The sequence below is a fragment of the uncultured Lutibacter sp. genome, from assembly GCF_947493565.1.
In the GTDB taxonomy this organism is placed as follows: domain Bacteria; phylum Bacteroidota; class Bacteroidia; order Flavobacteriales; family Flavobacteriaceae; genus Lutibacter; species Lutibacter aestuarii.
This window is the reverse complement of the sequence record NZ_CANLRG010000006.1, coordinates 45,166-66,614: the sequence shown is the minus strand read 5'-3', so window position 1 is coordinate 66,614 and position 21,449 is coordinate 45,166. Positions and strand designations below refer to the sequence as shown.

General features: G+C 29.3%; 13 protein-coding genes and 1 other RNA gene. 9 read left to right on the top strand and 5 right to left on the bottom strand.

Features of this window, described 5'->3' with window-relative positions:
* The 3 genes from Q0714_RS08800 to kdsA all read left to right on the top strand — a co-directional run bounded on the left by Q0714_RS08800 (nucleotide 1) and on the right by kdsA (nucleotide 8,969).
* A complete protein-coding gene (locus Q0714_RS08800; protein WP_298264299.1) occupies nucleotides 1-1,893 on the top strand; it encodes an OmpA family protein in 1,893 nt (630 codons plus the stop codon).
* A gap of 83 nt (nucleotides 1,894-1,976) precedes the next feature.
* The gene (locus Q0714_RS08795; protein ID WP_298264297.1) at nucleotides 1,977-8,099 is read left to right on the top strand and encodes an MG2 domain-containing protein; all 6,123 of its coding nucleotides are present in this window, start codon (nucleotides 1,977-1,979) and stop codon (nucleotides 8,097-8,099) included.
* A 48-nt stretch (nucleotides 8,100-8,147) separates the two neighbouring features.
* Entirely contained in the window at nucleotides 8,148-8,969 is an 822-nt protein-coding gene (gene kdsA / locus Q0714_RS08790) for a 3-deoxy-8-phosphooctulonate synthase (RefSeq protein WP_298264296.1), read from the top strand.
* Here kdsA and Q0714_RS08785 read toward each other — a convergent pair.
* Both Q0714_RS08785 and Q0714_RS08780 read right to left on the bottom strand, forming a co-directional pair.
* On the bottom strand, nucleotides 8,962-9,339 hold the full coding sequence (locus Q0714_RS08785) for a DUF1801 domain-containing protein (RefSeq protein WP_298264294.1): 378 nt from the start codon (nucleotides 9,337-9,339) through the stop codon (nucleotides 8,962-8,964). The two genes, kdsA and Q0714_RS08785, sit on opposite strands and share 8 nt — an antisense overlap.
* 60 nt (nucleotides 9,340-9,399) lie before the next feature.
* Nucleotides 9,400-11,949: an adenosylcobalamin-dependent ribonucleoside-diphosphate reductase gene (locus tag Q0714_RS08780; protein ID WP_298264292.1), complete on the bottom strand. Its 2,550-nt coding sequence runs from the start codon at nucleotides 11,947-11,949 to the stop codon at nucleotides 9,400-9,402.
* A gap of 182 nt (nucleotides 11,950-12,131) precedes the next feature.
* On the opposite strand from Q0714_RS08780, the gene Q0714_RS08775 reads away from it, so the two are divergent.
* From Q0714_RS08775 to creD, 3 genes are read left to right on the top strand one after another with little or no spacing between them, the layout of a single operon-like run.
* A complete protein-coding gene (locus Q0714_RS08775; RefSeq protein WP_298264291.1) occupies nucleotides 12,132-12,752 on the top strand; it encodes a hypothetical protein in 621 nt (206 codons plus the stop codon).
* A 3-nt stretch (nucleotides 12,753-12,755) separates the two neighbouring features.
* Nucleotides 12,756-13,052, top strand: a complete 297-nt coding sequence (locus tag Q0714_RS08770) for a transcriptional regulator (RefSeq protein ID WP_298264290.1) — start codon at nucleotides 12,756-12,758, stop codon at nucleotides 13,050-13,052.
* A 53-nt stretch (nucleotides 13,053-13,105) separates the two neighbouring features.
* The gene (gene creD, locus Q0714_RS08765; protein WP_298264289.1) at nucleotides 13,106-14,476 is read left to right on the top strand and encodes a cell envelope integrity protein CreD; all 1,371 of its coding nucleotides are present in this window, start codon (nucleotides 13,106-13,108) and stop codon (nucleotides 14,474-14,476) included.
* A 40-nt stretch (nucleotides 14,477-14,516) separates the two neighbouring features.
* Here the strand turns inward: creD and Q0714_RS08760 are convergent, their stop codons facing one another.
* Nucleotides 14,517-14,735: a DUF3820 family protein gene (locus Q0714_RS08760; protein ID WP_298264288.1), complete on the bottom strand. Its 219-nt coding sequence runs from the start codon at nucleotides 14,733-14,735 to the stop codon at nucleotides 14,517-14,519.
* Nucleotides 14,725-15,927, bottom strand: a complete 1,203-nt coding sequence (locus Q0714_RS08755; RefSeq protein WP_298264287.1) for an NAD(P)-dependent oxidoreductase — start codon at nucleotides 15,925-15,927, stop codon at nucleotides 14,725-14,727. Before Q0714_RS08755 ends, Q0714_RS08760 begins: the two co-directional genes overlap by 11 nt.
* 121 nt (nucleotides 15,928-16,048) lie before the next feature.
* Here Q0714_RS08755 and ssrA point away from each other — a divergent pair.
* Nucleotides 16,049-16,442, top strand: a transfer-messenger RNA (tmRNA) gene (gene ssrA, locus Q0714_RS08750).
* 60 nt (nucleotides 16,443-16,502) lie between these two features.
* Here the strand turns inward: ssrA and nagB are convergent.
* Complete coding sequence (nagB, locus tag Q0714_RS08745) at nucleotides 16,503-18,440, bottom strand: glucosamine-6-phosphate deaminase (RefSeq protein WP_298264285.1); 1,938 nt, start codon at nucleotides 18,438-18,440, stop codon at nucleotides 16,503-16,505.
* Between the two features lie 227 nt (nucleotides 18,441-18,667).
* Between nagB and Q0714_RS08740 the strand changes: the two genes are divergently transcribed.
* Together Q0714_RS08740 and Q0714_RS08735 are read left to right on the top strand one after the other, a co-directional pair.
* Nucleotides 18,668-20,146 (top strand): Na+/H+ antiporter NhaC family protein, encoded by a 1,479-nt coding sequence (locus Q0714_RS08740; protein ID WP_298264283.1) that lies wholly within the window; start codon nucleotides 18,668-18,670, stop codon nucleotides 20,144-20,146.
* A gap of 32 nt (nucleotides 20,147-20,178) precedes the next feature.
* Nucleotides 20,179-21,444, top strand: coding sequence for a D-alanyl-D-alanine carboxypeptidase (locus Q0714_RS08735; RefSeq protein ID WP_298264282.1), 1,266 nt, complete (start codon nucleotides 20,179-20,181; stop codon nucleotides 21,442-21,444).
* The last annotated feature ends 5 nt before the right edge of the window (nucleotides 21,445-21,449 follow it).

Sequence of the window (21,449 nt, the reverse complement as noted above, 5' to 3'; positions counted from 1 at the left end):
ATGAAAAAAATACAGTATATAATTTGGGTGTTCATCCTAATAACAAACTACACAAACGCACAAAATTTAAAACGAGCAAATCATTTATTTGAAACTAGAGCTTATATTTCTGCTGCTGAATTATATTTAAAAATTGAACCTAAAACTCAAGAAATTTTAGAGAGGTTAGGAGATTGTTACTATTTTAACACTAAGATGGAACCCGCTTCTCACTGGTATAAGTTATTATTACAATCGTTCGAAAAAGATGTTAACTCAACCTATTTTTTTAAATATTCACAAACATTAAAAGGAACCAATCAATTAAAAGAAGCTGAGTTATGGTACACTAAATATTTAGAAAAAAAAGAATTAACCAGAAAAAAAGTCACTGAAACTAATACTATAAACGAAAACACCAAAAACACCTATCCAATTACCATTCAAAATGTAACAGCAAATACTACATATTCAGATTTTGGAGCTAGTTTTTTTAATGATAAAATTATCTTTTCTTCAACTAGAAACGAAGGAAACTCCTACCAATGGAATGAACAGCCCTATTTAGACTTATTTGAAGCTATTTTAACTGAAAGCGGTGATATTATTACCCCAAAACCAATTGCAGGAAACATCAATACAAAACTACATGAATCAAATGCAATTGTTACTAAAAATGGTAAAACCATGTATTTTACAAGGAATAGCTTTATCAATAACAAAAAGCAAAGAGACAAGCATAAAGTTACACACTTAAAAATATACAAAGCTCAACTTATAAACAACCATTGGACAAATGTTACTGAGCTTCCTTTTAATAGCAATAATTACTCCATAGAACATCCAGCTTTAAATTATAATGAAACTCAACTTTACTTTTCTTCTGATATGCCTGGCACTATAGGTTCATTTGATTTATTTGTAGTTGAAATTAACAAAAATGGATCTTATGGAAAACCTATAAATTTAGGGCCTAAAATTAATACCGAACAACGCGAACAGTTTCCTTTTATAAGCAAAAATAATATCCTTTATTTTGCTTCTGATGGACATATTGGCTTGGGTGGTTTAGATGTATTTAAAAGTGAAATTATAAATAACAACTTTACAACCCCAGTTCATTTAGGAGCGCCCATTAACAGTAATTTAGATGATTTTAGTTTTGTAATTGATGAAAATGATGAAAAAGGATATTTTTCTTCAAATAGATCAGGGGGTAAAGGCGACGATGACATATACTCATTTACTCAACTAAAAAAATACTATGTTTCTGGACAAGCAAAAAACAAAAATACTCTTGAAATATTACCCGGCTCAACAGTTACTTTGTTGAATGATCAAAATGAGATTATTGAAACCAAAATTACAGAAAAAGACGCCGCTTATTCTTTTGAAATTAAACCAAATAACCATTACAAACTTAAAGGCACATTAAAATTATTTAATCCTGCAGAAGTAAGTTTTTCTACAGATTCCAAAGGAAACATCAATAAAGATATCTTTTTATTACTTGAATCTTATGAAGATGCAGAAAAACAAATTGTTAAAGAAAATGGTAAAACTCAAATAAAAATAAATCCAATATTTTTTGATTTCGACAAGTGGAATATCCGTTCAGATGCTAAAATTGAATTAGAAAGCATTGTAACTATTATGAAAAAATACCCCAATATGGTTATAGAAATTGGTGCTCACACTGATTGCCGAGGTTCCAACTCTTACAATATAGAACTATCACACAAACGAGCTAAATCTGTAAGAGCATATCTTTTAAGTCAAGGTATTGCTAATCTTAGAGTTAAATCTGTTGGATATGGAGAAACACAACTTTTAAATCGTTGCTCAAAAGACTGGATGTGTAATGAAAAAGAACATGCAATTAACCGAAGATGCGAATTTGTAATTCTTAACTAAATTCTAGAAAATTTTATTTTTTTTCAATTCAACTTATTTTAGGTATAACTTTTGCTAATTGTATTATTTTAAGTTAATAAATTATGAAAAAAGTTGCACTCACATTAATTACTATTCTTTTATTTTCAAACTTTGCTAATGCTCAAAAAAATGAAGATTATGATGTTTTATGGAAAAGCATTGACAATTTTGAAAAAAAAGATTTACCAAAATCTGCCTTAAAAATAGCTGTTCAAATTTTTGAAAAAGCAGCCAAAGAAAATAACAGTTCACAACTTATTAAAAGCTTACTTTACAAGTCTAAATATGCTTTAATTCTTGAAGAAGATGCTCAATTAAAAATTATTAATAATTTCAAACAAGAAATCTCTACTGTTGAATTTCCTACCAAAAACATTTTAGAAAGTGTACTCGCAAATTTATATTGGCAATATTTTCAACAAAATAGGTACAAATTTTATAATCGTACTAAAACCAATCAAAAAATTGATGCTATAGATTTTAGAACCTGGGATTTAACAACTCTATTTTCAGAAATTCATATGCATTTTCAAAATTCATTAAAAAATGGGTTAATGGCTCAACAAACAACATTGAATAATTTTGATGCTATTTTAAACCTTCAAAAAAATTCAAAAAAATACAGGCCAACTTTATTTGACTTTTTATCATACAATGCTTTAGAATTTTATAAAACTTCTGAAACTTCTATAACAAAACCAAGCTATCAATTTGAAATTAACACTCCAAAATATTTAACTAATTACCAGCAATTTTCAGTTATAGAACTTAACGCAAAAGATTCTTTATCATTAGAATTAAACGCTTTAAAAATCTATCAAAACTTAATAGCTTTTCATATTAAAACCAATAATAAAAATGCCTTAATAAGTGCTAATTTAGCCCGCTTACAATTTGTAAAGCAACACGCAACTTTTAATGATAAAAACAACATTTATTTAAAAGAATTACTAAAATTAAAACAAGAGTTTATTAGCGCTGAGGCTTCAACTTTAATTGATTTTGAAATCGCTTCAATTTACAACGAACAAGCCAATGAATACCCTTCAAAAAACAACAACCAATTTAAAAAAGTAGCAGCTTTAGAAATTTGCAACAAGGCTATTAAAAATTTTCCAAACAGTTTTGGAGCTAAAAAATGTAAGGCTTTAAAACAACAAATAGAAGAAAAAACATTTCATATTCTTGCTGAAAAGTATATTCCTACAAATTTGTATAGTAAAGTACTTGTAACTTATAAAAATGTTGAGTTTTTGAACTTTGCAATTTATAACATGAATCAAAATGAAATCGTACAATTCAATCAGTTCAATAAAATTGAAGATAAAATTGGCTTTTTCAACAATAAAAAAGCCTCTACAAATTTCGAACAAAAGCTGAAAACTGTGAATGATTATCAAAATCATACAACCGAAGTAATCATTCCTCCGCTAAACAATAACAGCTATCTAATTGTAGCTTATAATGGTCAAAACTTACATCAATCTAGCGTTATAGCAACCAGCGTACTTCAAGTAACAAATATTGCTTTAGTACTAAATGATAAAAACGACACCAATAGTTTTCAAGTAATTGATAGAAATACTGGTCAACCACTGGTAGGAGCAAAAGTCCATCTTAAAAATTATAATACTGGAAAATACAACGCTCCAATTAATCGAAAATTTACTACAAACAACCTGGGAGAATTTGAATTTAAAACCAATCAATACCACAGAAATGTGAATTTTTTTATAAGTTTCAATAACGAAGAAGCTGCTTTTAGGGACTATTATCTTTATCACACAAATAATTCTCCAATTAATAAACCTCAAGAAGAAATAACCATTAAACCGTTTCTTTTTACAGACAGAAGTATATACAGACCTGGGCAAACTGTATACTTTAAAGGAATATTTGTAAAAAAAACCAAAGAAAACTCACAAGTTTTCACAAATGAATTTGTTGAACTTATTTTAGAAGACCCTAACGGTCAAGAAATTCAACAATTAGATTTAAAATTAAATGATTTTGGAGCAGTTTCTGGACAATTTATTTTACCAAATAATGGATTGACAGGCCAGTACACTATTTTAATTGACGAAAGTTATAAATACAAAAGTAAATTTTATGATACTGTAGATTTTTACTTTGAAAATGATGAAGCACAAATTTCAGTAGAAGAATACAAACGACCAAAGTTTGAAGCATCCTTTCAACCAATAACTGAGAGCTATCAATTAAATAATCAAATTACAATTCATGGAAATGCACAAGCATATTCAGGAAGTACTATAAGCAATGCCAAAGTAACTTATCGCGTTCATAGAAAAGCTCAATATCCTAAATGGTATTATTGGTATCGTCCAAGTTTTAACACCTCCAAAGCTCAAGAAATTACACACGGCGAAACTATTACCGATTTAGAAGGAAACTTTAATATTACTTTTGAAGCAATTCCAGATAAAAGTATTAACAAAGACAATGCGCCCATATTTATTTACGAAATTACTGCCGATGTTACCGATATAAATGGAGAAACTAGAACTGCAAACGCTCAGGTAAAAGTTGGCTACCAAGCACTAACTGCTAATTTAAGTGTTCCTAAAAACATTTATAAAAACAGCAAAACAACTACCATTTTATTTGAAACAAAAAACCTAAATAATCAATTAGTAAATAGTAAAGGAATTTTAAAAATATACAAGTTAAATGCCCCAGAACGTATTTTAAGAAAGCGCCCTTGGCCATCTCCAGATTTTCAACAAATCCCAAAACAAGAATTTGAGCACAAATTTCCACATGAAGCGTATCAAGATGAAAATGATGAAAGAAATTGGCAAAAAGGATCGTTGGTTTTTCAAGAAAATTTTGACACTTCTATAGCTTCAAAAATTGAACTTAAAAAAATAAAAAAATGGCTTCCTGGCAAATATATTGTTGAGATTGAAACTACGGACAAATTCAACGAAATTGTGACTGCAAAAGAAATATTTACCATAAATGATTTAAAGGAAACCAAAGTTGCTGATGCTCAGTTATTTGAAATTTCTCATAACAAAACTAAATATCAACCTAACGAAAATGTATTGTTAAAAATAGGTTCTGCATCAAAAAACATGGTTGTTACTATTGATATTGAAAAAAACAATCATATAGTAAGCACTCAAATTATCCAACTAAATAATACCTCTAAACTTATAAAAATTCCTGTAAGTAAAAATGATGTTGGCGGCTTTGCAATACATTATAGTTATAGCAAATTTAATTCATTTCAACATGGAACTCTACCTATTTCTGTTCCCTTCCCTGAAAAAAAATTAGAAATTGAAACTAGTACGTTTAGAGATCATTTACAACCAGGACAAAATGAAACTTGGAGTTTTAAATTAAAAGGTGAAAAAGGCGAAAAAATTGCCGCTGAATTGCTAGCAAGTATGTACGATGCTTCTTTAGATCAATTTAAAAATCACCATTGGGAGTTTAATCCAGTTGAACAGCCAAACTATTATTCAAGGTTTAACAGAAATGCAAATCGTAGTTTTGGAAACACTTACTTTAGAATTCTAAATTCTCAGCACTACAATTTTAACTATCCTCAACAAGTATTTGACAGTTTTAATTGGTTTGGGTTTAGATTTGGACGCAACTACAATATTTTAATTAGAGGTGCTAAAGTTGAAACAGATGTTGTAGAAGAAGTTGAAGAAGTTGCATTTGCAATGGATAACAATGCTGAACTTAATGAAGTAGTAGTTACAGCTCTTGGTAAACAACAAGAAAAAGATATTCCTACAAATAGTATAGATATATCGTCAGTTAAAATACGTAAAAACTTTCAGGAAACTGCTTTCTTTTATCCACACTTACAAACTGACGATAATGGAAATGTAAGCTTTAGCTTTACAGTGCCAGAAGCCTTAACACAATGGAAACTTCAGCTATTAGCACATACCAAAGAACTAGCTTATGCAACCAAAAACTTAACTACCGTTACTCAAAAAAAATTAATGGTATTACCAAATCCGCCACGTTTTTTAAGAGAAGGTGATATGGTACAGTTTTCTAGTAAAATTTCCAATCTGTCAGAAAAAAAATTAAATGGAATTGCTCAACTTATTCTCACAGATGCACTCTCTGGAAAAGAGCTCAATTATTTAATTGGACAAAACAATACAAATCAAAATTTTACAGTTGATAGTAAAGGAAACACTCAAATTAATTGGACGCTAAATATTCCTGAAGAAATACAAGCAATACAATATAAAATAGTAGCAAAAGCAGATGAATTTAGCGATGGAGAACAAAATGTATTACCTGTATTATCTAATAGAATGTTAGTTACTGAAACCTTACCAATGTGGGTAAAAAGTGGTGAAACTAAAACATTTAGCTTAGATAAATTAAAAAACAACCATTCATCAACTTTAAAAAATCATAAATTAACTCTTGAAATTACTTCAAATCCTGCTTGGTATGCAGTCCAAAGCTTACCTTATTTAATAGAATACCCTTACGAATGTTCAGAACAGACATTTGCTCGCTACTATGCAAACGCACTTGCAAGTCATATAGCAAATTCGAACCCAAAAATTCAAGAGGTTTTTAACCTTTGGAAAAATAGTGATGCTTTAATTTCAAATTTAGAAAAAAATGAAGCATTAAAATCTATTCTTATTCAAGAAACTCCTTGGTTAAGAGATGCACAGAATGAAACTGAACAAAAAAAGAGAATTGGCTTATTATTTGACTTAAACATTATGAAAAATGAACAAGAAAGGGCCTTAAACAAACTAAAAGAATTCCAATTTAATAATGGTGGTTTTCCTTGGTTTAAAGGAAGTAAGTATCCTAATAGGTATATTACGCAACATATTGTTTCAAGCTATGGTCATTTAAAACAATTAAATGTTGTAGAAAATAATGATACTGAAAAAATGATGCTTAAAGCCATTCATTTTTTAGATGAAGAAATTTTAGATGATTACACAAAGTTACTTAAAGAAGCTGAAAAAATTGGGGATAAAAAAAGTAGTAAAAAAGAAAAGGAAAAAGCGGTTGCCAATTTTTTAAATAAAAATCATTTAACAACCACCCAACTGCATTATTTATATATGAGAAGCTTCTTTAAAAATGTAAAAATAAATGCTAAAGTTAAAACTGCTGTTGACTATTATACAAAGCAAGCTGCCACTTATTGGACAGATTTCAATTTATATTCTAAAGGATTGATAGCGTTAATTCAACATAGAAACAAAAACCCTAAAGTTGCTTTAACCATCTTAAAATCTTTAAAAGAAAATAGCATCTCATCAGATGAATTAGGAATGTATTGGAAAGAAAACTCGAGCAATTTAAATTGGTACCAAGCTCCTATTGAAACACAAGCATTATTAATTGAAACATTTACTGAAATTGAAAATAAAACTACAACAATAGATGCATTAAAAATTTGGTTGTTAAAAAACAAACAAACCCATAGTTGGAAAACCACAAAAGCCACAACTGAAGCCATCTACGCTTTATTATTGCAAGGAAGTGAATGGTTGTCTGTTAATGAAAATATTAAAGTTAAAATTGGTGAAAATATAATTGAACCTACCAAAGATGAAAATATTTCAATAGAAGCTGGAACAGGGTATTTTAAAATCTCTTGGAATAGTCATGAAATTACTCCAACTATGAGCAAAGTAACATTAACCAAACAAAATAATGGCATTGCTTGGGGTAGTTTGTACTGGCAATATTTTGAAGATTTAGATAAAATTACTTCGGCTGAAACAGCTTTAAAATTATCAAAAAAAATCTTTCTAAAATCTAATACAGCTTTTGGAAAAGAATTAACAGAAGTGACCCAAAACTCAACTTTAAAAGTTGGCGATTTAATAACAATTAGAATTGCATTAAATGTAGATAGACCAATGGAATTTGTACATTTGAAAGACATGAGAGCCAGTGGTTTGGAGCCCATAAGTATACTTTCACAATATAAATGGCAAGATAGTTTAGGATATTACCAAAGCACCAAAGATGCTTCAACCAATTTTTTTATAGAATATTTGCCAAAAGGAGTGTATATTTTCGAATATGACTTACGTGTCAACAATGCAGGTAACTTTAGTAATGGTATTACAACTATTCAAAGCATGTATGCTCCAGAGTTTAGTAGCCATAGTAAAGGTGTTAGAATAAATGTAGTTAATTAAGAATAACGATTACAGATTAAAAAGTATCTTTGCAAAAAATTTACCATTATGAATTTAAATCTAATTCCAAACATCAAACATATCAACAGTAATAATTTCTTTTTATTAGCTGGACCATGTGCCATTGAAAGTGAAGAAATGGCTTTACGTATTGCTGAACATATTTTAAAAATTACGGATAAATTAGAAATTCCCTTAATTTTTAAAGGAAGTTTTAAAAAAGCAAATAGAAGTAGAATTGATAGTTTTACGGGAATTGGAGATGAAAAAGCATTGAAAATTTTACAAAAAGTATCTAAAACCTTTAATGTTCCAACAGTTACTGATATTCATGAAGTTTCCGATGCAGCAAAAGCTGCAGAATATGTTGATGTATTACAAATCCCTGCATTTTTGGTTCGTCAAACTGATTTAGTTGTAGCTGCTGCAAAAACTAACAAAGTGGTTAATTTAAAAAAAGGACAATTTATGAGCCCTTCTGCCATGAAACATGCAGTTCAAAAAGTTAAAGATAGTGGAAATGAAAAAGCATGGATTACAGATAGAGGTACTATGTTTGGGTATCAAGATATGATTGTTGATTTTAGAGGAATTCCTGAAATGCAACAATACGCCCCAACCATTTTAGATGTTACACATTCGCTACAACAACCAAATCAAAGTACAGGAGTTACTGGTGGTAGACCTGATATGATTGAAACTATTGCTAGAGCTGGTATTGCTGTTGGTGTAGATGGTTTATTTTTAGAGACACATTTTGATCCTAAAAATGCAAAAAGTGATGGGGCAAATATGTTAGATTTGAAATATTTGGAATCTCTTCTAACAAATTTAACAGCCATTAAAAAAACCATTAATGGCTTTAAATAAACCAAGCTTTTTTGCTTGCTTCAAGATATCTAGCTGCGTCTTTTAGTAATTGAGAAAACATGAGTTCATCAAAATCTTCTATGGAAGAAACTTGAAGCGATCTTACCTGTTTACGCTTGTTATAATTTTTTAATTCTGGATATTTTTCTTCTAAAACAATGCCTTGTACAAAAGCAATGTCTACAAAATTTGTCCCTTTTAAAATGTTTAAATACAACATTGGCTTATTATATATGTTATAAAAAGGAATTTTATAACTGAATTTTTCTTCTACTTCAGGTAGAACTTTAAAAATAACACTTCTTACATACAGCATAATAGACTGGTAAGGTTCTTTCTTACTAAATATATATTGTTCTATTGGATTCATAAAAAAACACCAACAATATATAAAATTTGTTGGTGTTTAACATTTAATTCTATTTAAAAATTACCCACACTTAGTGTGACCACAATTTTTACATTTTAAACAGCCTTCTTCATAAATTAATCCATCAGGATCATTACATTCTGGACATTTTTTATCAACTGCCTGAGTTCCATCTTCCACAAATTGTTTTAATGTACGCGCAATACCATTTTTCCAAGTATTGATATTATCATCGTACATATTTAAATTGTTTATTAAATCTACAACATATGGTATTGGCATTCCATGACGTAAAACTCCTGAAATTAATTTTGCATAATTCCAATATTCTTTGTCAAAAGTACGTGACAAGCCTTCAAAAGTAACTTTGTACCCTTGTTTATCTAAAAATTGGAAATCATAACGAGAACGTCCATTTTCATCTTTATTTTTTATCACCCAACCTTGTTCTAGCCAAGTAGGTAACAAAAAGGCATCTTCAAGTTTTCCTGTAAACACTTCATAAGGTCTATTGTTTATCAATCCAACTACAGCCACCCATTTATCATAATCATTTTGAAAACGTACTACTTTAGCTTCAATTTTTTTAGGGCGTTTTGGGAAAATAGTTTCGGCATAACATTCTTCATTCTTTTTTTCTTTCTTATCATCATTAGAAACTAATATTCCGCTTCTAGATCCATCTCTATATACTGTAATTCCTTTTAAGCCTTTTCTCCAAGATTCAATATAAATATCACCAACTTTTTCAACAGAAACATCTGTTGGTAAATTAATAGTTGAGCTAATTGAGTGCGTAGTATACTTTTGCACCAAAGCTTGCATTTCTACACGCTTTTTCCAATCAATCTCAGGTGCGGTTGCTCCTTTATAAGGACTTTCACTAATATTAGTTTTACCAGTTACTTCCATCCATTTTTTTAATTTAGGGTGGTACACATCAAATTCTTCAAAAGCATCTCCTGTATCATCAACATAAGCAATTTTTGCATTCTCATCCTCTTGATTTACTTTTCTTCTTCTTTTATAGGATAATAAAAATACGGGTTCAATTCCTGAAGAAGTTTGCGCTAACATACTTAAACTTCCGGTTGGAGCCACAGTACTTATTGAGATATTTCTTCTACCATATTTCATCATTCTATCATACAAACTTGGAAACTCTTTTTCTATCATTTGTACAAATTCAGAATACTTTTCAATTGCAGGGTTAAAAACTTCAAATTTACCACGAGTTATAGCCATATCAATACTGCTATCAAACTCTGCTTTTAATTTAGTTTTCATTATTTCATCAACTACAGCTATAGCTTCATCAGTATCAAATTTTTTCCCTAAAGCAGCCATCGCATCTGCTAGTGCAGTAAATCCTAAACCTGTTCTTCTTCCTTTTTTTCCTGTTTTATATAATAGTTTCCAAGTATCTATTTCAACTTGTTTAATTTCATCTGGCTCTTTGTCGTGCATTATTTTGTTGAAAATTTTATCAACTGCTTCCAATTCTAAATCAACTAAATCATCCATTAAGCGTTGAGATTCATACACCACTTTGTAAAATTTTTCGAAATCAAAAGACGCTTCTTCAGTAAATGGATTATCTATAAAACTATATAAGTTTACCGCAATTAAACGACAGCTATCACCTCCTTGCATAGCTATTTCTGAACAAGGATTTGTTGAACTATTTTTAAACCCAGGATAAATTGAAGAAGTTGAGTAATAGTGCTGACGATCCCAAAAAATTAAACCTGGTTCAGCAGTATTATGAGCACATTTAATAATGGTATTCCATAATTCTTTGGCTTTAATTGTTTTTGTGTAGGTTGGCGTTTTACTATCAATTGGCCAACGCAATGTATAATCATCATCATTAACAACAGCCATCATAAATTCGTCAGACAATCGAATAGATATATTTGCTCCAGTAATTTTTGTTAAATCCTGTTTTACAGTTACAAAATCTTCAATATCTGGGTGTGCAATATCCATTGTTAGCATTAACGCCCCTCTTCTTCCATTTTGTGCAACTTCGCGAGTAGTATTTGAAAAACGATTCATAAATGACACGGCACCTGTAGTAGAACCCGCAGAATTAGAAACTTGAGCTCCATTTGGACGTAAATTGGACAAATCAACGCCAACACCACAACGTCTTTTAAATAATTGTGCTAATTGTTGATCTGTATAAAATATTCCACCATAAGAATCGTAAACAGAAGGCACCACCACACAATTTGATAAAGAAGCAATCACGTTTTCATTTCCTAAAGAAGACATAACACTTCCTTGTGGAATGATGTATTTAAAATCTTTAAATAAATTAAATATGGCTTCTTCTGACAAAAATTCACGTGTTTTTCCATATTCTGAAAGGCCTTCATTTCCTTTTTCATTACCCAAATATTTTTTTTCAATTCGAGCAAATTCTTTCGCCATTCTTTTATGCATATCAGTAGGTGAAAATTCTAAAAATTCACCTTTTTTGTTTTTAACTGCATACTTATTCATCCAAGTAGTAGCAGCAAGCTCATCATTATTAAAGTAAGCTAAACAACTCTTTAACACTTCATTATAAGTATATGTTTTTGGAAACACTAATTCTTCTGTCATTTTCAAATTGATTTTATATGGTTCATTTTTCTGCAAATAAAATTATTGAATAATTAAAACTAATTCGTCTTTTATAGCAATTAGTTAATAACATTTTATTGTTGAAAAGTTTACTATCAAAAATTATTTTTTTGGTAAAATCATTTTTTTTATTTTACTTTGTAATTCAAAGTACTTTTAGAATGAAACAAGAAGATTATTTAAAAGAATTAACGGAAATAAAATCTATAATGAATAAATCTTCTCGGTTTATATCATTAAGTGGTCTTGCTGGTATTTTGGCAGGTATCTATGCTTTAATTGGAGCTATAACAGCTCTTTTTTTGATAAGAAATTACAAAAATTCGTACAGCAGTGTTTCATTAATTCCTATTTCATATTTAGAATATATGTTATTGGGAATTGCACTACTTGTGTTAATTTTATCTATTTTAACCACATTAATTTTTTCTGCTAAAAAGGCAAAAAAAAGTGGAGAAAAACTATGGGATAGTACTAGTAAAAGACTTTTAATAAACTTTAGCATTCCGCTTTTTACTGGAGGTTTTTTTTGTATGGTGCTTTACCAAAACAATTTCATTGGATTAATTGCTCCTACTACTTTAATTTTTTATGGTTTAGCTTGTTTCATTGCAAGTAAATATACCTTAAGTGATATTAGATATTTAGGAGTTATAAATATTGTATTAGGGTTAATTGCCACTCAATATATAGGCTATGGAATCTATTTTTGGGCTATTGGTTTTGGTTTATTACATATTATTTATGGAGCATTAATGTATAATAAATACGATAGAAGGTAACTTTTGAAGAACATTCTAAAAAATATAAATAAAGTTTTTGACCATAGAATTAGGTTAGGAATAATGTCGGCTCTATTTGTTAATGAGTCCATAGATTTTAACTCATTAAAAGAGCTTTTAGGAGTTACAGATGGTAACTTAGCTAGCCACATTAAAGCTCTTGAGAAAATGAATTACATTAAAGTTAATAAACAATTTATTGGTAAAAAACCAAATACTAGATATCGTTGTAGTAGTGAAGGTAAAATTGCATTTAAAAAACATATAGAAGCCTTAGAAAATTTAATAAATAATACTTAATTTTTTTTATAATTATACTTTGTATTTCAAAGTACTTTTAATTACTTATACTCATGGATAAACAACAAAATAAATTTGGAAATTGGTTAAAAACATCGATAACAGCAAGAATGTTAATGATTGGCTTTTTAATTATAATATTACTTATACCTCTTACTTATATAGAAAGTTTAATACGAGAAAGGTCTGAAAGACAAAAATCTGTTGTAAATGAAATAAATCAAAAATGGGGAAATGAAGTGTTGCTCTATGGCCCTATTTTAAAAGTACCTTACAAAACTTATACTGAAAAATTATTAACTAATAGTGAAACTCAAAAAGTTACAAAAGAAACTATTTCACATACCAACTATGCATATTTTTTCCCAGAAGAATTAGCTATTAAAAGTGAAATAAATCCAGAAATTAAAAAAAGAGGAATTTATAAAACTTCAGTATATAAAAGTGATATGAATATTTCAGGATTTTTTACTAAACCTAATTTTACCAACTTAGAAGTTGAAGATAAAGATGTTTTATGGGAAAAATCAACAATTATTATAAAAACATCAAATTTAAAAGGAATTAACAATCACGTTGAAATTTCTTTAAACTCAAATTCTTATGCTTTTGTACCAAAATATGAAGAACAAATTAAAAACAATCTTATTAATAATAACAAAACGCTACATAAATTAGAAACTTCATATTTACAAAAAGAGGATATAACTTTAAATAATAAACAAAATTTTTCAATTGAACTAACCATTAGTGGAAGTCAACAGTTTAATATTATTCCTATAGGAAAACAGACCAACTTAAATATTAAATCTAATTGGAAAACTGCAAATTTTATTGGAGAGTTTTTACCCTTCAATTCAGATAAAATAACCGAAGATGGGTTTGATGCTAAATGGAAAATATTACACATTAATCGTCCCTTTTCTCAAGAGTATGTAAAATATTTACCTAATTTGAATGAATTTGCTTTTGGAGTAAATTTTAAAATTCCTATTGATGAATATCAAAAAAGTGAACGCTCCGCTAAATATGGTTTTTTAGTTATAGCTCTTACTTTTTTAATTTTCTTTTTAATTCAAAGTATTAGTAAAATCAATATCCATCCATTTCAATATTTAATGATTGGATTGGCACTTACCATGTTTTATACTTTATTAATTTCTATTTCAGAACATAGTAATTTTTTTAATGCTTATTTAATAGCAAGTTTTTCTGTAATTGTTTTAATTACATTATACTCAAAATCTATATTAAAAACTTTTAAATTTCCATTATTTATTGGAGTTTCACTGGTTGCACTTTATTCTTTTATTTTTGTAATCATTCAATTAGAAAGCTATGCACTTTTAGTTGGTAGTTTAGGTTTATTTGCAATCTTATCAGCTATAATGTATGCTTCAAGAAAAATTGAGTGGAGTTACTAATAAAAAAGCCTGTTTAATTAAACAGGCTTTTTTATTTATTTTATATTTTTAATTTACGAATCATATCCTCTAAACCATTAAGTTTAATTTCATAAACCAATCTAAGTAAATTTCCAAATTTACCTTTAGGAAAGCCTTTATTATTATACCAAACAATATAATGCTCAGGTAAATCAATTAAATAATAACCTTTATACTTTCCGTAAGGCATTTTGGTATTAGCCAACTTCACTATTTCATTTTGAGGGCTAGTTACCATCAACGTAATCTTGTAAATACTTAAACCTATTAGTTAGCCTTCCACTTTTAGTCATTCTGGCTCTTTCCAAAACACCTTGTTGATCATTATTAAAAAAAGCTGGAATTACATTTTTAGCAAAACTTTCTCCAAATCCTTCTGAAGCATCTTTTGGCAATTCACAAGGTAAATTATCAACAGCCATAACTGCAATGGCTTGTTCATCTCTATAATCAACTTCTTTTTCTGTTAATGGGTGATATCCGTAGATTGGGTTTGCAATAGTTGATGATCTTATTGTTGAAGCTACTGGTCCATCCACATCGCAGCTAATATCTGCAATTACTTTGATATGAAATTCAGTAGATTTTGCATCTTGTCTTGTAAAAATATACGGTGCTCCAGCTCCATAAAAATGACCTGCTATATATACATCTGCCACTTTCGCAAATCGCATAAAATTACTTTCATATTCTGATGGATTGTTAAAAAAATCTTGCTGATTTTTTTGTTGCCCATCTTTCCTCTTATTATAATCTAATACATCTATTTGAACATATACAGGCTCAGAAAATTCTTTAGTCAAAAACTGGTTAACCGTGACTTCTTTCATTCTCATCCCTTTAAGCATCTCTTTAGCTCCATTTCCAACCCTTCCTTTTCCAGTTAACACTACCTTTATATTAGGAAGCTTCAACTTTTGTAATTCGTGAATGAGCATTAATTGATCGTGAAGCTCTTCAGCCTTAGGAAGTTTATATAAATCATTTTTTAAACCATAAGCTCTAAATCCGTTGTAAGCACCTACAATACCAGCATACCTTCCAAAAGCAACCAATCGTTGTCCCTTTTCATTGGTTATTACCTCATGGTCGTAAAGCTCTATATTTTTAGTCAATATAGCTTGTAATAATTTTCTGTTATACTTTTGTTTTTTTATAGTATGAGAAAAGAAAAAATACTTTTTGTTAGGAATTAAATGATCTATTGGAACTTCTTTAACTCCAAGTAAAACATCACAATCTGAGACATTTTTTACAATTTCTATACCATGGTTGATATAATCTTGATCTGTAAAAAATCGATCATCAGAACTTTCAACTTTAACTTTTAATTGTGGATACTTTTTTAAAATTTTTCTACATTCTATTGGAGATAATACCACTCTTCTATCTGGTGGATTTTTTCGTTCTTTTATAATTCCAATTGTCATCTATAAAACGGTATAAATTTTGCTCTAATATATTATGAATTAAAGGAACTAACAAATAATAACTTTGATATAAATTTTATACATTTGCCTCCTTTAAGAAGAATTTGTTCTTTGAAGTATTGGGGACGACTGGTTTTGACTGCAAGGTCAATTAAACTATAAGCATGCCGAGTAATGAAATAGCACTCGTAAATCTCAATTTCAACACTTTAAACGGCGAAGATAACTACGCTTTAGCTGCTTAATCTGAATTATAGTAGGATAAGCCTCGGCACACAAGGTGTGCAAGCTAAATGTCTCTTGAAAGCCTTGGTTAGCGGCGGTCAGCTAAGAGACATCGTAAAAGTTAACATAGATTTGCTATTGTTTCGCTAGCATTTTGAAATTTAAGAAACTAAGCTTAAAGTAAATTGTTTTCGATTAGCTTTAAGTCTAAAATTAAAAGAAAACTAAGCATGTAGAAAGTACTTTGGTTGCTTGTTTGGACCCGGGTTCGATTCCCGGCGTCTCCACTTTTACTTCTTACAAATCTTTATTTTATAAGGGTTTTTATTTTTAAACATCTTTAACCACACTTAATAATACCAACGAACAAAAGCTTCCATCGCGGCATAATCAGCCAAACCTAATTCGTTATATTTTTGTGCAGTTTTTGTGTTTCTATCTTCTGCTCTCATCCAAAATTCTCTTAAATCATTTCCTTGAAACATGATTCCGTCTTTTTGAGATTGATGAAAGAAAATAGCTTTTCTTTTTCTAAGCACTTGATCTGGACTCATAGGAACTGTCATGTCAATTTCATGTATATCCCATTCATGCCAAGCTCCTTTATACAACCACAACCAACAGTCTTCCATAAACGGTTTTGATTTTAAAATTTTTAACGATTCTAACAAAACATTCAAACAAACTCTATGTGTTCCATGTGGATCTGCTAAATCACCAGCTGCATATATTTGATGCGGTTTAATTGTTTCTATTAAATTACACATAATATCAATATCTTCATCACTTAATGGACTCTTCTTAATACCTCCTGTTTCGTAAAAAGGCAAGTCCAAAAAATGTACATTCTCATCAGGAACTTTTAAATATCTTGTAGCAGCAATAGATTCCCCTCTTCTAATCAAGCCTTTTAATTTTCTAACTTCAATACTATCAATGGAGTTTTCATTTTTAGTTTTTAATTGTTCAATTACTCTAGACATTAATTTATCATCTGAACTACCATTCATAGCTAAAGCTACTTCTGCAAATTTTATGGCTTCATGGTCAGCTACAGCAATATTACCTGAAGTTTGATAAGCTACATGAACTTCATGCCCTTGTGAAACTAATCTGTCAAATGTTCCTCCCATAGAAATTACGTCATCATCAGGATGAGGGCTAAAAATTAAAACTCTTTTTTTATCTGGAGTTGATCTTTCAGGACGAAACGTATCGTCCGCATTTGGCTTTCCTCCTGGCCAGCCAGTGATGGTTTGTTGAACTTTATTAAACATTTTTATGTTAAGATTATACGAAGAGCCCTCATCCACAAGTAACCCAGCCATACCATTATCATTATAGTCTTTATCAATCAATTTTAAAATAGATTTTCCTGTTAGCTGACATAACCAAATAACCGCTTTACTTTTTAATTCTGGAGTCCATTTACAAGAACCAACTAGCCAAGGGGTTTTAATCCTCGTTAATTCTGAAGCAGCTTCTTTATCTAGAACAAAAGTTGTATTAGAATGAAGTTGTAAATAACTTGCCGGAACTTCCGAAGAAATAGCTCCTTCAATTGTCTCTTTAATAATTGAAGCTTTTTTATCTCCCCAACCTAACAAAACTATTCGTTTAGCCTTTTTTACGGTGCCAATTCCCATAGTAATAGCTTTTTTAGGAACATTATCAATCCCTAAAAATGAATTTGCTGCATCTACTCTAGTAATATGATCTAATAAAATACTTCGTGTTTCAGAATTTACATGGGAACCTGGTTCATTAAACCCAATATGACCAGTTCTTCCAATTCCTAATAATTGAAAATCTAATCCTCCTACAGCATCAATTTGATCTTCATAAGAAATACAATAATCGTGAAGCTCATCAACGGTAATATTCCCTTTTGGAATATTGATATTTTTAGGCAAAATATCAATATGATTGAATAAATGCTCATGCATAAAATAATGATAACTATGAATATTTTCAGGTTCCATAGGATAATATTCATCTAAATTAAATGTAATTACATTTTGAAAACTAACACTTTCTTCTTTATGAATTCTTATCAACTCTTCATAAACTTTAATTGGAGAAGAACCTGTTGCTAAACCAAGAACACACATCTCTCCTTTAGACTGTTTATCTAGAATTAAATCCCTAATTTCTTTGGCAACTTTGACAGAACCCTCTTTTGCTGAAGAAAAAATTACATTGTGGATTTTTTCAAATCTAGTGTTTTCAAATTTACCTGGCTCATCATACGTAATTGCTTTTGAATTTTTAGACTGTGTTATTTCCATTATTGTATACATTTTTAATTAGGCACTACAAAATTAAAATAAAACACTTATAAAAACGCATAAAAACGCATTTAATTTTTTATTATATTCATTTTAATGTCGTAAATTTCAATAAAACAGCAAAAATATCAGAGATTCATCTAAAAAATTTAATCAATTTGTTTAGTTTGAGTATATTCACACATTCCAATATTCTTTGGAATAAATTTTTCTAACTACAAAACTATATGGATACTTACGGATTTCTATCAATTTTACCTCCAATAATTGCAATTGTATTTGCTTTAAGAACAAAGCAAGTATATATAGCTTTACTTTTTGGGATTTGGTCCTCGTGGGTTATTATGAGTGACTGGAATTTAATTAAAGGAACAATAGCTGCAATTGAAGGAATGGTAAATGTGTTTAAATCTGAAGGTAATACTCGAACCATCATGTTTAGCGCTCTTGTTGGTGCTCTTTTATTATTTATTCAATATTCTAGAGGAGTTGAAGGCTTTGTAAATAAAATTAATATTCTTATCAACTATTTTGAAAAAAAACAAAGTGGTTATAGTAGAATAATTGTTCAAATTTTAGCCTTATTAACTGGAATCATTCTCTTTGTAGAAACAAGCATAAGCTCATTAACCGTTGGAACACTCTATAGACCAATTTTTGATAAGTTGAAAATTTCTAGAGAAAAATTAGCCTATATAGCTGATTCAAGTTCTGCTCCTTCATCCATCATAATACCTTTTAATGCTTGGGGAGCTTTTATTATGGGTTTATTAATAACTCAAGGAATAGACAACCCTTTTTCAGTACTTTTCTCTTCAATTAAATATAATTTCTACCCATTTTTAGCAATTACTATTGTTTTTATTTTAATCATATCCAAAAAAGATTTTGGACCTATGGCAAAAGCCGAAAAAAGAACTCGAGAAACTGGAAAAGTTTTAAATGACAATGCAAAACCTATGATTTCTGAAACAATAACTTCATACCAACCTAAAGAAGGTATTAAAGCAAAGGCATATAATATGACAATACCACTTTTTACCATGGTAATTATGATGCCTATAAACTTGGCTTATACAGGCTGGTACAAAGTTGAAGAATATACTTCATTTACCAATCATTTATCACAAGCTATCGGGAAAGGTTCTGGATCGTCCTCTGTTTTATATGCAGTTATTACATCTATACTTGTTGCTATGATTTTATATAAATCTCAAGGGATTTTAAAAATTAAAGAAATGGTTGATTTAATTTTAAAAGGAATCAGTGAATTAATGCCTCTTGCACTACTGATGCTTTTTGCTTTTGCTATAAGCGATGCTTGTAATCAATTAGGAACTGGTCAATATATAGCTAATTGGTCTAAAGAATGGTTGTCTCCAGAATTTTTACCTGCAATTGTGTTTACTATAAGTTCATTTATTGCTTTTTCAACTGGTACTTCATGGGGAACCTTTGCAATTATGATAGCTATTGCTATTCCAATGACAACTATCCACGAAGCTAATTTAGGACTTGTAATCGCTGCCACTTTGGGAGGCGGAGTTTTTGGAGATCATTGCTCTCCTATTTCAGATACAACCATTATTTCTTCTATGGCTTCTGCAACAGATCATATTGACCATGTTAAAACACAATTACCTTATGCACTAATTGGAGGTGCTATTACTACTCTTATGTATCTAATAATGGGATTTACTATTTAATCTAAACCGAAAAGTATTAAAACAACTAAAACATGTTTAAATTAAAATATCTTTTTTTAGGGCTGATATTTCTACTAATTGGGTGTAAATCTGCACAGGTTTCAAAAAAAATAACAAAACAACTCAATAGTAGCCTCTTTAATAATCAATTTACTGGAGTACTAATTTACAATCCGAAATCAAATGATACTTTATTTAGTTTTAATGCTAATAAATATTTTACACCTGCTAGTAATACAAAAATTTTTACTTTATATACTGGATTACAGTATTTACCAGAAAAAATTCCAGCATTTAAATACACTATTAAAAAAGATACCTTAACTGTTTTAGGTACTGGAGACCCTAGTTTTTTACATTCCTATTTTAAAGACAGTACCGCTCTAAAAATGTTTAAAAATTATAAAAATGTAGCTTTAATAATTGACAATATAAAAGATGAAAAATATGGTCCTGGTTGGGCTTGGGAAGATTATGATACTTATTTTAGTCCTGAAAGGAGCAGCTTCCCTATGTATGGAAATGTACTTACTATTGACTTTGAAAAAGATTCGACAATCAACCCTAATGTATTGAAAAATAATATAGAATTCAAAAAATCAAACTATAATAGAGACTATTATTCCAATCACTTTTACTACCAACCTAACTACAAGAAACTAAAAGAAATTCCAATGGTTATGGATTCTTTATTAATCACCAAATTATGGAATGATCTTTTACCTAACAAAGTTTCTATTAAAAGTAACCCTGTAAAAAAATTGGAACATACTGCCTATAGTATTCCGTCAGATTCTTTATATAAACGAATGATGCTTGAAAGTGATAATTTTTTAGCTGAACAACTACTTATCTTAGCATCTTCTACCGTTTCTGACACATTAAATTCTACCATGATAAGAAAAAAAATTCTTGAAACCCATCTAAAAGACTTAAAACAAAAACCCAGATGGGTAGATGGTTCTGGATTAAGCAGATACAATTTGTTTACACCAACTTCGTTTGTACAAGTTTTAACTAAATTACATTCAGAAATTCCTAAAGATCGATTGTTTAATTTCTTTCCTGTTGGAGGAAAACTTGGAACCTTAAAAAATTGGTACGTTGGTAACCCAACTCCATATATTTATGCAAAATCTGGCACCGTTGGAAATAATTATTCTTTAAGTGGATATCTAATAACAAAATCAGGTAAAGTTCTAATTTTTAGCTTTATGAACAATCATTATACTACCAAAACAAATGATGTTAGAAAACAAATGCAAACTATTTTTGAATTTATTAGAGACAACTATTAAGGCTC

Coding starts and splice junctions, on each gene's coding strand:
- Q0714_RS08800 (WP_298264299.1), top strand. CDS start 1: ATGAAAAAAATACAGTATATAATTTGGGTGTTCATCCTAATAACAAAC.
- Q0714_RS08795 (WP_298264297.1), top strand. CDS start 1,977: ATGAAAAAAGTTGCACTCACATTAATTACTATTCTTTTATTTTCAAAC.
- kdsA (WP_298264296.1), top strand. CDS start 8,148: ATGAATTTAAATCTAATTCCAAACATCAAACATATCAACAGTAATAAT.
- Q0714_RS08785 (WP_298264294.1), bottom strand. CDS start 9,339: ATGAATCCAATAGAACAATATATATTTAGTAAGAAAGAACCTTACCAG.
- Q0714_RS08780 (WP_298264292.1), bottom strand. CDS start 11,949: ATGACAGAAGAATTAGTGTTTCCAAAAACATATACTTATAATGAAGTG.
- Q0714_RS08775 (WP_298264291.1), top strand. CDS start 12,132: ATGAAACAAGAAGATTATTTAAAAGAATTAACGGAAATAAAATCTATA.
- creD (WP_298264289.1), top strand. CDS start 13,106: ATGGATAAACAACAAAATAAATTTGGAAATTGGTTAAAAACATCGATA.
- Q0714_RS08760 (WP_298264288.1), bottom strand. CDS start 14,735: ATGGTAACTAGCCCTCAAAATGAAATAGTGAAGTTGGCTAATACCAAA.
- Q0714_RS08755 (WP_298264287.1), bottom strand. CDS start 15,927: ATGACAATTGGAATTATAAAAGAACGAAAAAATCCACCAGATAGAAGA.
- nagB (WP_298264285.1), bottom strand. CDS start 18,440: ATGGAAATAACACAGTCTAAAAATTCAAAAGCAATTACGTATGATGAG.
- Q0714_RS08740 (WP_298264283.1), top strand. CDS start 18,668: ATGGATACTTACGGATTTCTATCAATTTTACCTCCAATAATTGCAATT.
- Q0714_RS08735 (WP_298264282.1), top strand. CDS start 20,179: ATGTTTAAATTAAAATATCTTTTTTTAGGGCTGATATTTCTACTAATT.